The following is a 12,480-nucleotide window of genomic DNA, read 5'->3' on the forward strand; positions in this document are numbered from 1 at the left end:
CTATATAGACGCTAAGTGATTACACGAGGAATATAAGGATAAATTATAGCGTGGAACATATAAATTCTTATATTTTCGATAAAACCGGAGAAAAAGCCATAGCAGCGGATGTCCCCACTATATGACTATTTCACCGGACTGTACCCGACTTATTTAAATACAGGTTCTTTAAACTGAGTTAATTTTGCTGCGGAATCTTTCTCTACATCTGCGTGCAGACTGTTGCCATGGGCATCCATCGTTACAATAGCAGCGAAACCATCCACATCCAAATGCCACATTGCTTCAGGAATGCCAAATTCCATAAAATCAACAGCATTTACCTTCTTGATGCATTCCGCATAATACTGTGCAGCGCCACCAATCGCATTGAGATATACGCCCCCGTGCTCCTGAAGAGCTTTTAACGTTTTAGGACCCATTCCACCTTTTCCGATGACGGCACGAATTCCAAATTTTTTGATAATATCGCCTTGATAGGGCTCTTCACGGATACTAGTAGTCGGACCCGCTGCTTTAACATGCCAGCCTTCCTCGTCCTTCATCATTACAGGACCACAGTGATAGATAACTGCACCGTTCAAATCCACCGGAGCCTCATGATCCATTAGATATTTATGAAGTGCGTCGCGGCCCGTATGCATTTCACCGGATAAAATCACTACATCCCCAACTCGTAAACTACGGATATCCTCTTCACTAATCGGTGTAGTCAGGTGGACTTCGCGAGATCCAGTAGCTGCATTGTCTTCACCTGCATCCGCCACTTCCGTTTCCGACGCCTGGTCCCGTCCATCATCAACCGAAATCCCTGTACCACTCTCGTACAACCAGTCCTCTATATTTCCTGTTGACGGATCAACCAGCACACCTTGGCGACGGAAAGCCCAACAGTTGTAGGCAACAGATACGAAAAAGCTGGCTGGCAAACGATTCATTACGCCGACCTTACAACCAAGCAGCGAAACTTCCCCACCAAAGCCCATCGTTCCAATACCCAACTTATTGGCATTCTCCATGATATAGTCTTCCAGCTTGCTGAGATCCTCTATTGGATTAACATCCTCCACTTTGCGGAACAGCTGCTTCTTAGCCAGCTCATAGCCAGTTGTGCGGTCGCCGCCGATACCAACACCAATAAAACCAGCGCTACAGCCTTGCCCTTGTGCCTGATAAACAGCATGTAAAATACATTTACGAATTCCGTCCAGATCACGGCCTGCCTTGCCCAATCCTTCTAATTCTGCTGGAAGGCTGTATTGAATATTCTTATTCTCGCAGCCGCCACCCTTCAGAATCAGTCTGACATCTATTTTTTCCTCTTCCCATTGTTCAAAATGAATGACCGGTGTACCTGCTCCCAAATTATCTCCGCTGTTCTCACCTGTCAATGAATCTACAGAATTTGGGCGAAGCTTACCATTCTTGGTCGCCCGTACAATGGCGTTGTGAATATCTTTTTTCATCTCAATCTGATTGATTCCCACAGGTGTGTGAATGATAAATGTAGGCATTCCCGTATCCTGACAGATCGGTGATACTTGCTGCTCAGCCATTCCGATATTTTGAGCAATCGTAGTTAACGCAAGACCTGACCGGGTAGCTCTGTCCTCTAGTGCGCGACCCTTGGCGACCGCCCGGCGTACATCACCCGGCAAGTTCGTGGACGTTTCAACAATTAGATTATAAATGCTGTCTTCAAAATGCTGCATATTCATTCAAGCTCCTCTCAGCAGATCCAGATTATCAAAAGTCTGATACAATTAGTATAATAATATCATACCTAGCAGCTCATGAAAGGGGTTACTTTAAAATTGAACTACCATTTTTCCGCCTATTTATATCGGCTTCAATATATTCAGCGCTGGAGCCTAATGCGCAGCACCGCACCTGAGAACGTTGCTGAGCATTCTTTCCATGTAGCTCTGCTCACACATATGCTCTGTTCCATTGGTAATATTCATTATGGACGTTCATTAAACGCCGAAAGAGCAGCAACTATGGCCCTGTTCCATGATGCCAGCGAAGTGTTCACGGGTGACATTGCCACACCAGTGAAATACAATAATCCTCGGCTACTAACCAGCTTCCGCGAAATGGAAAGAATTGCTGCGGAACGCTTGACCGGTATGATTCCTCCCGAGCTTCAGGGCATTTACACGCAGCTCATGCAGCCAGAAGACAGTTCTCCCGATTCGGAGGACGTTCTCCTGCACAGCTACGTTAAAGCAGCCGATCGACTGGATGCTTACCTAAAGTGTGTCTGGGAGGTTGCTGCGGGCAACCGTGAATTCGCAGCGGCGAAAGAGCAGACAGGTGCGAAGCTACGCGGACTCGGCTTACAGGAAGTAGATTATTTCCTCACTCATATGGCTCCGAGCTTTGAAATGTCGCTCGATGAGCTGTCTGCTGGAAACTAAATCCCAAGATCAATACAAAAAGCTCTAATTCGAATAACCCTGAATTAGAGCTTTTTATATAAGTATCTAGGTTTGGTTGGCTGAGCATCTACCCGTTTACGACCTCGCCACCATTTACATGGATAACTTGTCCGGTCACATAACTCGAATCGTCGGAGGCTAGATATACATAAGCTGGGGCCAGCTCCTCCGGTTGTCCCGGTCGCTTCATAGGCTGCGTACCGCCGAACTCACTAACCTGTTTTGCATCAAAAGTAGATGGAATAAGCGGTGTCCAAATTGGACCCGGAGCAACGCCATTTACCCGAATGCCTTTCTCTGCCAGATTCGTAGATAAGGAACGCGTGAAGCTCAGAATGGCTCCTTTCGTTGACGAATAGTCCAGTAATTGTGGACTACCACGATAAGCGGTAATCGAAGTCGTATTAATGATAGCTGATCCTGCTTTTAGATGAGGCATAGCCGCTTTGGTCAAATAAAACATTGCAAAAATATTCGTACGGAATGTACGCTCTAGCTGCTCGGACGTAATATCCTCGATCTTAGCTTGTGGATGTTGCTCCGCCGCGTTATTGATGAGAATATCCAGTTTCCCGAGGCCCTCTACCGTCTGTTTAATGAGATCTTTACAGAAGGTTTCCACACCAATATCTCCTGGAATCAGAATGCATTTGCGACCTTCCTGCTCCACCTGGCGTTTCGTTTCCTCTGCATCAGAGTGTTCATTCAGATATGAAATAACTACATCAGCGCCTTCTTTTGCAAAAAGAACAGCCACTGCCCGTCCGATCCCGCTGTCTCCTCCAGTAATAAGTGCTGCCTTGCCCTGCAATTTACCTGCCGCCTTATAATTAGCCGGCTCATATTTCGGCAACGGCTTCATTTCGCTCTCAATTCCTGGCTGATGATGCTGTTCTTGCGGGGGTAAGGTTTTCGTAGCTTGCTTGTCGTTTGACATAATCCTAGCTCCTCTCGTTAAGTAATTGATAGTTAACTGATCGTCTTAGGATGGCTCAAGCGTATACGTTTATACGCCGGCTTTATCATTTTTTTTAAAATTGCTGTATGAAAAGTTACTTACCACAATGCAGGTAGAATCAAACAATCCGAAGTTCATTTGAACACAAAAAAACCCGCTCTCCTTTACGGAAGCGGGCTCATAGTGCTACAGATTAAATAATATCGTTAAATACCATGAAGAATACCATCAGCAGCAATGACACGGACAGCAGCGCACTAAGCGTACGCAATTTGCCTGTTTCTGCTTTGACATCACGGTTCTCACGAATTCCAGCAGCAGCAAGACGCAAAGGCTTGCTCATAATACCACCAAGTGCAAACATTGCTAGCAACAATACAACGATAATGATCATCCATGCTACAGAATAATCACCCTTGGTCATCATGTAACCACCTGTAAGTAGTTGAATCACTAAACCGTACTGTGCAAAGCGGTTAAATCCAGTAACTGCACTTAACGTACCTTCTTTTGCTGCAGGCGACAATTTTTCAGCACGACCGATGATGAAAGGCAGTACAAGGTAAAATCCTAGTGCCAGCGTCCCGATCATATGTAAGAAAAACAAAACGTTCCAATCCATATCATATCTCCTCCAATTTAACTGTGATAATAGTTACATATAATTATACCCATAATATTAGAATAAGAAAAGCAACTTAGGTGTCCATTCTTTGAAGTTGTTGATATAAAAAAAGAGAGCGCCCTTAAGCCATTTCACGGCCTTCGGGACCCTCCCCTTTCATCTGACACAATCTACACAGATAATATTGCTGTTACACTACGTACGGACTCTGCGGACTTATCTAAAGCCGCTTTCTCCTCAGCCGTAAGCTCCAGTTCAAAGATCTTCTCAATCCCATTCGCACCAAGAAGAGCTGGAACGCCCAGAAACAGATTGTCATAACCATATTCGCCTTCAAGCAAGGCAATAACCGGAATGATCCGTTTCTTATCCTTCAAGATCGCTTCCGTCATCTGAACTAAAGAGGCTGCAGGAGCATAATACGCACTACCATTTCCTAAAAGGTCAACGATTTCCCCGCCACCCACACGTGTACGCTTCACAATCTCCTCAATACGATCCGTAGGAATCAATGTATCGATCGGAATGCCTCCGACACTAGAATAACGAACGAGCGGTACCATATCATTGCCGTGTCCGCCTATTACGAAACCACGTACATCTTCAACGGATACGTTCAGCTCTTGTGCAATAAAAGTGCAGTAACGCGCTGTATCCAGCACGCCGGATTGTCCAATTACGCGGTTTTTCGGAAAGCCTAACGCTTCAAATGCAGCATAAGTCATCGCATCTACCGGATTACTCAAAATAATTACGATGGATTCCGGTGCTACATCTCTTACGTTCTCGCATACCGACTTTACAATCCCTGCATTGATATTCACAAGATCGTCGCGGCTCATCCCAGGTTTACGGGCAATCCCTGCAGTGATAATTACAATATCAGAATCTACAGCATCTTCATAACTTGAGGTTCCAATAATATGACTGTCGAATCTCTGCACAGGACCTGCTTCTTGCATGTCAAGCGCCTTACCCTTGGTTGGGTTCTCCATTTGTGGAATATCGAGCAGCACAACGTCTCCAAGTTCCTTTTGAGCTAACATAAGAGCTGTAGTAGCGCCGGTAAAACCGGCACCTACCACTGTAATTTTATAACGCTTGATCGCCACAGATTCGCCTCCTAGAAATGATAAAGGTAAGGCTAATGTTATCTGGCTAAGGCTAATCTAACCTATAGGTGGTTAATAATTTCGTCTGCAAATGCGGAGCATTTCAGCTCAGTTGCACCTTCCATCAGACGGGCAAAGTCATAAGTCACGGTCTTATTGTTGATAGCAGTTTCCATACCTTTATAAATCAGGTCCGCTGCTTCCTGCCAGCCCAAGTGCTCCAAGAGCATTACGCCGGACAGAATAACAGAACCAGGATTCACAACGTCTTTGTCTGCATATTTAGGAGCTGTACCATGGGTAGCTTCAAAGATGGCGTGGCCAGTAATGTAGTTAATGTTCGCTCCAGGAGCGATCCCGATGCCGCCGATTTGTGCAGCCAGTGCGTCGGACAGGTAATCCCCGTTCAGGTTCAACGTAGCAATAACATCGAAATCAGTTGGACGAGTCAGAACTTGTTGCAGCGCGATATCCGCAATTGCATCCTTGATAATGATTTTGCCAGCAGCTTCAGCATCCTTCTGAGCAGCATTAGCGGCAGCCTCACCGTCACGTTCCTTAATCACATCATATTGACTCCAAGTGAAGACCTTATCTCCGAACTCTTGCTCAGCTACTTCATAACCCCAGTTTTTGAAGGCACCTTCAGTGAACTTCATTATGTTTCCTTTGTGAACAAGCGTTACACTCTTACGTCCGTGCTTGATCGCATATTCAATTGCAGCGCGCACCAAGCGCTTCGAACCTTCGGAGGATACCGGTTTGATACCAATACCAGAAGTTTCAGGGAAACGGATTTTGTTAACTCCCATTTCTTTTTGCAGGAATTCGATGACTTTCTTCACTTCAGCAGAGCCTTCTTGATATTCAATCCCTGCATAGATATCCTCTGTATTCTCACGGAAAATAACCATATCCACCAGCTCAGGACGTTTAACAGGAGAAGGTACACCTTGGAAATAACGAACTGGACGCAGACATACATACAAATCCAATTCTTGACGCAAAGCTACATTCAATGAACGAATACCGCCTCCGATTGGAGTAGTAAGTGGTCCCTTGATCGCCACAAAATATTCGCGGATTGCTTCCAACGTATCATTTGGCAACCATTCACCATATGTATTGAAAGCTTTTTCGCCAGCAAATACTTCGTACCAAGCGATTTGCTTAGTGCCACCATAAGCTTTAGTTACTGCTGCATCAAGTACGCGCTTGGAAGCTTTCCAAATATCACGGCCTGTGCCGTCACCCTCGATAAAAGGAATGATTGGATTATTCGGAACTTGTAGTTTTCCTTCTTTAATCGTGATTTGTTCGCCTTCTGTAGGTAGATCGAATTTTTCTAGTTTCAACATTTGAGTGTATTCCTCCTAAAGTTTTGTGGGATTTAAATAGCATTGACAAGCATCCAAGCATAAACGCCTTCGGCGTCCTTATAAGGACGGTAAGTGTTTAAGCGAGAAATATAAGACATAAAGTATCGTGTGAAACTTATACTTTCTTATATTTGAACAAAACTCTCATCATCATTAAAATCAAAAATTTAAAACACTATTGCTAGGGTTCATTCTACTAAACTTTAGGAGCAGCCCGCAAGGCTGCTCTTCTATCTTTCGTCTACTGGAACGTATTTCTGTTCAACCATACCCGTATATTCTGCACGTGGACGAATAATGCGGTTATCTGTATATTGCTCCAGAATATGCGCAGTCCAACCTGAAGTCCGGCTAATTGCAAAAATAGGAGTGAACAGTTCACGATCTATGCCTAGCTGTGTATAAACAGAAGCCGAATAGAAATCAACATTCGGTCTTAATCCCTTTTGCCCGGTAATCAATTGTTCAATATTTACGGACATGTCGTAAAGGGTGGTGTCATTTTTCATCGTGCCAAGCTCCAGCGACATTTTCATCAAATGTTTTGCACGTGGATCACCGTTCTTATATACTCGATGACCGAAGCCCATGATTTTCTCACGGTTATCCAGTTTCTTACGGATAAACGGTTCAACCGCTTCCAAACTTCCGATCTCCTCTAGCATCTTCATAACAGCTTCATTCGCCCCACCGTGAAGCGGGCCTTTGAGCGCACCAATAGCGGAGGTGACCCCAGAATAAATATCGGATAATGTCGCAACTGTAACCCGGCCAGCAAAAGTTGAAGCATTCAGCTCATGGTCCGCATGAAGTACAAGTGCGGTATCAAGCGCTTTGACAGATACGCTGTCCGGCTCTTTTCCCCACAGCATATACAGGAAGTTCTCAGCAATAGAAACGCCTTCTTTCGGAGCCACTGGTTCAAGCCCCTTGCGAATACGCGACAGTGCCGCCACAATTGTTGGGAGTTGTGCCTGCAGTTTTACCGCCTTAATTTCGTTCGCTTCTCTGCTCATATCGTCAGCCGCTTCATCATAGAGAGCAAGGCTTGATACAGCCGACCGCAATGCTGCCATGGTGTTGGCGTCTTTTGGATAGAGCTTCATCTGCTCGATTACCTGTTCAGGAATCTGTGCGAAGGCACTAAGATCCCGCTTGAGCGCTTCCAGCTCTGGCACCGTCGGCAGACTGCCGAACCATAACAAATAAGCTGTTTCTTCGAAGGTAGCATGTTCTGCAAGTTCATCAATATCATAACCGCGGTAAGTGAGTACACCATCCACAATAGAACTAATGGATGAAGTTGTTGCAACGATACCTTCCAAGCCTTTGGTAGCTGTCATAGCATATCTCTCCTTTGCCAACAAGGTATAAAAACAATCTTAGTTCCATGAAAACATTTCCAATTCAAAGCATTAAAAAATCTAATAAGTGCGTGTAAGAACATTTCCGTCAGGAATGCTGTATGACCAACATGCTTCGTATCTTTATTCATCATACTGGATTTTGTCGGTTATGTGAACAATGTGGAAGCTTTGGAGCGCATCAAATGATTTTATCAGAGAGATAGAAAAAAACTTCTAATCCTCTGATTCAATTTTTTCATTTCAGTTTACAGATTCCGGCCCATTCTAATATTTATCCCGCATTCTAGTCTTTAAATCGATCCTATGAATATATATGAAGACGAGCTCTTATTCCCCTGTCTATGCAGGAATGAAGAAGGTGTGGTCTCGGTATGGATCGTTTGGTATTAAAAAGACTGCTGCGCGGCCTGTGGGTCGTTCTGGCAACTTCCATCCTCCTGCTCGCAATCTATTTATTACTTCCGCTGTTATACCCCCTGTTGCTCGCTTGGCTGCTCGCATATATCATGCATCCATTAGTACTTATTCTTAAAGGCTTTAAATTACCAAGCTGGCTTGCGGTATCACTTGCACTGCTATTTTATATAGGCGGAATCACACTAGTCTTAACCGCGATGATTACAAGACTCGTAAAAGAATTAATCGTCTTGCTGCAAACCTTTAATCTCCACACCGACCAATGGAAGGATCTTCTGATGTCCTTAAGCCAGAATGCAAGCATTCAGAACATCATCAACCAGATTAATCAATTCTACCGAGACAATCCTGACTATCATGCTACGATTGACAGCAACATCAGCAGAACAACGGAAACTGTAGGTTACGCAGTCACGCAAGTGGTCACGGGATTTTTTAATGTAATATTGAAACTGATCTCCGCACTTCCTAGTTTGGGTACGATTCTTATCGTGGTTGTCCTTGCTGCCTTCTTCATAAGTACGAGTTGGGAGCGTCATAATGATAAACTTACAGGCTGGCTGCCGACAGTATTCCTAAAGCCTGTGTCAGATATCTGGAGAGATTTACGCAGAGCGCTCTTCGGTTATCTACGCGCCCAGGTCATCCTCATCTCAATCACAGCGATCATTGTAGTAATCGGGCTGCTGCTGCTGGGTGTGAAGTCTGCATTTGCTATCGGCTTAATGATTGGCTTTGTGGATCTACTACCTTATCTCGGTGTGGGAATTGTGATGCTGCCTTGGGCGTTATATTCTTATATGACGGACAATCTGGCACTAGGGATAGGACTATCCATACTTTACGCTGTTATTCTTATTACCCGGCAGGTGCTTGAGCCGAAAGTGCTCGCCAGCAGCATAGGACTCGATCCCCTTGCCATGTTAATTGGCATGTTCGCCGGTCTGCAGTTGTTCGGTATGCTAGGGCTGATCATCGGCCCCGTTGTCCTAGTAGTCCTTGTTGCCTTTAACCGAGCGGGCGTATTCCGAGCTTTGCACAGCTACATTGTTAGCGGCAGATTAAGATAGGAACCGATAATCATCAATTCGTAAAATAGCAAACAGAGCGGTCCCTTCAGCAATGACAGGGTCCGCTCTGTTATTGTTGTAAAAAGTATACTACCGACGGTAAAAGGTGAAGGTGCCATTCTTCATCTTCTTCTCAATCCACTTCAGCAAAAATATACGGTACAAAGGCCGAGTCAATGGAAATACTAGCGTGAAACCGACAATATCGGTTACGAAACCCGGCAATATCAGTAGCAATCCTCCGAAAAAAATACATAAACCATCCAGCATCGTCCGACCAGGAACGCGGCCCTCCTGCATATGTGTTCTGCTGTCCTGCAGCACCTTCTTACCTTCAAATCGCATCATTAGTAGACCGATTACTGAAGTGGTCAGCATAAGCAGCAACGTTTTAAATGCTCCAAGTTGATCTGCTACGTAGATAAAACCGAATAATTCCACAGCAGGAATAATAAATAGTCCAGCCCATAACCATTTGCTTCTAATCATACTGAACCCCCTTCTTCCCGCAGCGCCTCTTTTATTGCGTGAAAGAGCTCTGGAAGGGCTCTATCCAGCCTAGCAGGCCTCCATTCCTGGTTCACCCAAACATGACTTGTCGTGCCGGTAACCAGCAGCTCCCCAGGTGGATCCATCGACCGCAACTCCCCTAGAGTAGCCAATAAATCTTCTGAATTTCCACCTTCTTCTTCCGAAAGCCTCCGCACTTGATACTCAAATACGACTCGTAACGCTGAGAAGGTAGTCATTCGCGCATACACGGAGATAAGATCATCATATCGCGCCGGACTTTTAAATTGCAAATCTGCTGAGGTGACAGGAAGTAGGACGCCTTGTTTCTCAAGTTCGCGATAAGTAAAACCAACCTGACGAAACATCTCCGTACGACCAGACTCAAACCAGTTCAAATAATTCGCATGATACACGACACCCATCTGATCACTTTCCTGATAGCGAACACGCAGGGTCGACTTATACCATCGGCTGGGCAAGCCAGCTCGTTCTAATTCCATCTATAAATACTCCTTTCAGCATAGCAGCAGGGAAGCGTTAAGCCTGGGCCCCGCCTGAAGATAGCGTGGTCGATAATTTGCGCCGAGAGTTTCTGGCAACATAGAACAGCAGCATTGCTCCTGCGATAGAGCTCAACATACAAGACAGATTCATTACTTCTACCCCGCCTTGATTGAGCAAGAATCCATTCAGTAAATTACCGACAATGCCAGAAAAACCTGCAAACACCATATTAAATACACTTTGGCCAGTGGCCTGCATCTCGTTAGACGTGATCTGAGATACATATTCGACTGCAGCAATATAAAAGAACCCAAATGAAAGACCATGCAGCACTTGCACTCCGATCATTACCGATGGATAAGGAAAAGCAACCTGAATACCCCACCGCAAAACATAAATAAGAGCCCCAAGGAGCAAGGTCCGCTCACGACCCAACCTCTTAATCACCTTAGAAGCAAACAGCATGGAAGGCACATTCGTCACCGATGCGAGAAAGAGCGCAATCCCTGCATAGCGCGTAGACCCTCCTACCGATTGAAAAGCGATTACAAAGTATGTACCAAAAGCAGCCATCGTCTGGTTCACAAGAAAGCTGCCACCCAAAAACGCAAGGAAGACCCGATTCCCCAGCAGTTGTCTTACCCCCTGAGTAAACGATTGCCTCATCATATGATTCTCTTCCGCCTGCTTCGGCAATGTAAACGCAATAAGGACTGCAATCAGATTAAAAAAGAGAAAAGGTAGCCATATCGTGGATACAGAGAAGGTAGATACGTACACCCCTCCTGCATAAGCTCCCAGAGCCGCTCCAATGCTCATCATAAGCCGGATGCTACCGTAAGTGGCTCCGGCTCTATTCGCCGCCGAGATCGCGTAAGAATCGGCTATAGGAGCCTGTGTAGAGGAGAAGATCGTTGAGCACGTATACACCAGAAGAAGTACAATGAAATATTCCGAACGATAAAAGACGGCTAGTAAGGCCGGAACCGCCACACTTAGGATTAGTACTAAACGCGTCTGATTATACCGATCAGAGATAATCCCCCACATCGGCTGAATGGTGATTGCAACTAGCGTGCCTGTTGCCATTAGTATACCTATCTGTCCACTGTTAAGTCCATTATGGACCAGCAGCAGCGAAAGATAAGAGCCAAATGAACCGCCGGCCAATCCTAAAAATAGATAAAAGCCGCGCAGCTTCGATAATTTTTCCATTTGTACTATGAGTCCTCCAGCTTTATATTTTTATATTTTAACAGAATACCCGTACTTCATATGTAATCATCGCATTTAATATAGCAGTACTATAAAGGCGGTGGACAAGTTGAGCATAAAATATAACTCTCTCATGGTAAATCATCCTTGTCTAACAGACAAATCTAATGCGAGCAATAGACAAAGCTCTGCTTTTGGCTGGTCATCTAAGAACTGGAGTGGCTACACTGTTACTGGTAGAAAAGGTGCCTTCAATCGCATTTCCGGTGAATGGACCGTCCCATACGTAAAACCAACCCACAAATCCACCTATTCCTCCGCATGGATTGGCATCGACGGCTTCAAGAACAGTAACCTTATTCAGACGGGAACAGGTCATGAATTCGTAAATGGGATTGCCCGTTATTACGCCTGGTGGGAAATACTACCTGACGTCGAGACCGTAATCCCTTTTCCAGTATACCCTGGAGATCATATGAAGGGTACTATCACAAAAATAAACCACACGAAGTGGTCTATCACACTCCGGAATTTAAGCCGAAATTGGACCTTCCGAACGCTTCAGCGATATACTGGTCCGCAGACCTCCGGCGAATGGATTATGGAGGCTCCTGAGGTCGATGGTTCCATCGCAAAGCTGGCCCGCGTTGGTACTACCTATTTCAACTGTTGTCGAATCAATGGAAAACGACCTAGGTTAACTCTTTCTAATGGAGGGATCATGGTCCAGAATAACACCACCGTTGCGGTTCCTTCCAGTCCAAGCCCTCGAGGGGACTCTTTTAGCGTCAAACGTATATACTAACAGCATAAATGGATTCAGCACAAAAAAAAGAGCTGCCTCATTTGTAGATTTTCACTACATCTGAGACAGCTCTT

At 45.1% G+C, this 12,480-nt stretch carries 12 protein-coding genes; 3 read left to right on the top strand and 9 right to left on the bottom strand.

The genetic code is table 11. The features are described 5' to 3' along the window. Nucleotides 1-149: 149 nt before the first annotated feature. Nucleotides 150-1,712, bottom strand: a complete 1,563-nt coding sequence (locus ACFWMP_RS05455) for a fumarate hydratase (RefSeq protein ID WP_042193545.1) — start codon at nt 1,710-1,712, stop codon at nt 150-152. Between the two features lie 102 nt (nt 1,713-1,814). Here ACFWMP_RS05455 and yfbR point away from each other — a divergent pair, with 102 nt between their 5' ends. Further along, nucleotides 1,815-2,420: a 5'-deoxynucleotidase gene (gene yfbR / locus ACFWMP_RS05460; protein ID WP_143764010.1), complete on the top strand. Its 606-nt coding sequence runs from the start codon at nt 1,815-1,817 to the stop codon at nt 2,418-2,420. 88 nt (nt 2,421-2,508) lie between these two features. On the opposite strand, the gene ACFWMP_RS05465 is transcribed toward yfbR, so the two are convergent. The 5 genes from ACFWMP_RS05465 to ACFWMP_RS05485 all read right to left on the bottom strand — a co-directional run bounded on the left by ACFWMP_RS05465 (nt 2,509) and on the right by ACFWMP_RS05485 (nt 7,858). Beyond that, the gene (locus tag ACFWMP_RS05465; RefSeq protein WP_042186532.1) at nt 2,509-3,378 is read right to left on the bottom strand and encodes an SDR family oxidoreductase; all 870 of its coding nucleotides are present in this window, start codon (nt 3,376-3,378) and stop codon (nt 2,509-2,511) included. A 214-nt stretch (nt 3,379-3,592) separates the two neighbouring features. Next, the gene (locus ACFWMP_RS05470; protein ID WP_042125989.1) at nt 3,593-4,021 is read right to left on the bottom strand and encodes a hypothetical protein; all 429 of its coding nucleotides are present in this window, start codon (nt 4,019-4,021) and stop codon (nt 3,593-3,595) included. A gap of 173 nt (nt 4,022-4,194) precedes the next feature. Continuing rightward, entirely contained in the window at nt 4,195-5,136 is a 942-nt protein-coding gene (gene mdh / locus ACFWMP_RS05475; protein ID WP_042186530.1) for a malate dehydrogenase, read from the bottom strand. 62 nt (nt 5,137-5,198) lie between these two features. Next, a complete protein-coding gene (icd, locus tag ACFWMP_RS05480) occupies nt 5,199-6,494 on the bottom strand; it encodes an NADP-dependent isocitrate dehydrogenase (protein ID WP_042125986.1) in 1,296 nt (431 codons plus the stop codon). 251 nt (nt 6,495-6,745) lie between these two features. Next, nucleotides 6,746-7,858, bottom strand: a complete 1,113-nt coding sequence (locus tag ACFWMP_RS05485; RefSeq protein WP_042186527.1) for a citrate/2-methylcitrate synthase — start codon at nt 7,856-7,858, stop codon at nt 6,746-6,748. Nucleotides 7,859-8,253: 395 nt separating this feature from the next. On the opposite strand from ACFWMP_RS05485, the gene ytvI reads away from it, so the two are divergent. Then, nucleotides 8,254-9,369 (top strand): sporulation integral membrane protein YtvI, encoded by a 1,116-nt coding sequence (ytvI, locus tag ACFWMP_RS05490; protein ID WP_042186525.1) that lies wholly within the window; start codon nt 8,254-8,256, stop codon nt 9,367-9,369. A 90-nt stretch (nt 9,370-9,459) separates the two neighbouring features. On the opposite strand, the gene ACFWMP_RS05495 is transcribed toward ytvI, so the two are convergent. From ACFWMP_RS05495 to ACFWMP_RS05505, 3 genes are read right to left on the bottom strand one after another with little or no spacing between them, the layout of a single operon-like run. After that, nucleotides 9,460-9,858, bottom strand: coding sequence for an FxsA family protein (locus ACFWMP_RS05495; protein ID WP_042186523.1), 399 nt, complete (start codon nt 9,856-9,858; stop codon nt 9,460-9,462). Next, a complete protein-coding gene (locus ACFWMP_RS05500; RefSeq protein ID WP_042186522.1) occupies nt 9,855-10,382 on the bottom strand; it encodes an acyl-CoA thioesterase in 528 nt (175 codons plus the stop codon). The genes ACFWMP_RS05495 and ACFWMP_RS05500 overlap by 4 nt, the downstream gene beginning before the upstream one ends. Before the next feature lie 37 nt (nt 10,383-10,419). Further along, on the bottom strand, nt 10,420-11,601 hold the full coding sequence (locus ACFWMP_RS05505; protein WP_042186520.1) for an MFS transporter: 1,182 nt from the start codon (nt 11,599-11,601) through the stop codon (nt 10,420-10,422). A 109-nt stretch (nt 11,602-11,710) separates the two neighbouring features. On the opposite strand from ACFWMP_RS05505, the gene ACFWMP_RS05510 reads away from it, so the two are divergent. Next, nucleotides 11,711-12,406, top strand: coding sequence for a G1 family glutamic endopeptidase (locus tag ACFWMP_RS05510; RefSeq protein ID WP_231573410.1), 696 nt, complete (start codon nt 11,711-11,713; stop codon nt 12,404-12,406). The last annotated feature ends 74 nt before the right edge of the window (nt 12,407-12,480 follow it).

The organism is Paenibacillus sp. NPDC058367, assembly GCF_042723305.1.
GTDB lineage: Bacteria > Bacillota > Bacilli > Paenibacillales > Paenibacillaceae > Paenibacillus_AQ.

Bases quoted from the DNA above. Each gene is read 5' to 3' on its own strand.
- ACFWMP_RS05455 (WP_042193545.1), bottom strand. From the start codon at position 1,712: ATGCAGCATTTTGAAGACAGCATTTATAATCTAATTGTTGAAACGTCC.
- ACFWMP_RS05465 (WP_042186532.1), bottom strand. From the start codon at position 3,378: ATGTCAAACGACAAGCAAGCTACGAAAACCTTACCCCCGCAAGAACAG.
- ACFWMP_RS05470 (WP_042125989.1), bottom strand. From the start codon at position 4,021: ATGGATTGGAACGTTTTGTTTTTCTTACATATGATCGGGACGCTGGCA.
- icd (WP_042125986.1), bottom strand. From the start codon at position 6,494: ATGTTGAAACTAGAAAAATTCGATCTACCTACAGAAGGCGAACAAATC.
- ACFWMP_RS05485 (WP_042186527.1), bottom strand. From the start codon at position 7,858: ATGACAGCTACCAAAGGCTTGGAAGGTATCGTTGCAACAACTTCATCC.
- ytvI (WP_042186525.1), top strand. From the start codon at position 8,254: ATGGATCGTTTGGTATTAAAAAGACTGCTGCGCGGCCTGTGGGTCGTT.
- ACFWMP_RS05495 (WP_042186523.1), bottom strand. From the start codon at position 9,858: ATGATTAGAAGCAAATGGTTATGGGCTGGACTATTTATTATTCCTGCT.
- ACFWMP_RS05500 (WP_042186522.1), bottom strand. From the start codon at position 10,382: ATGGAATTAGAACGAGCTGGCTTGCCCAGCCGATGGTATAAGTCGACC.
- ACFWMP_RS05505 (WP_042186520.1), bottom strand. From the start codon at position 11,601: ATGGAAAAATTATCGAAGCTGCGCGGCTTTTATCTATTTTTAGGATTG.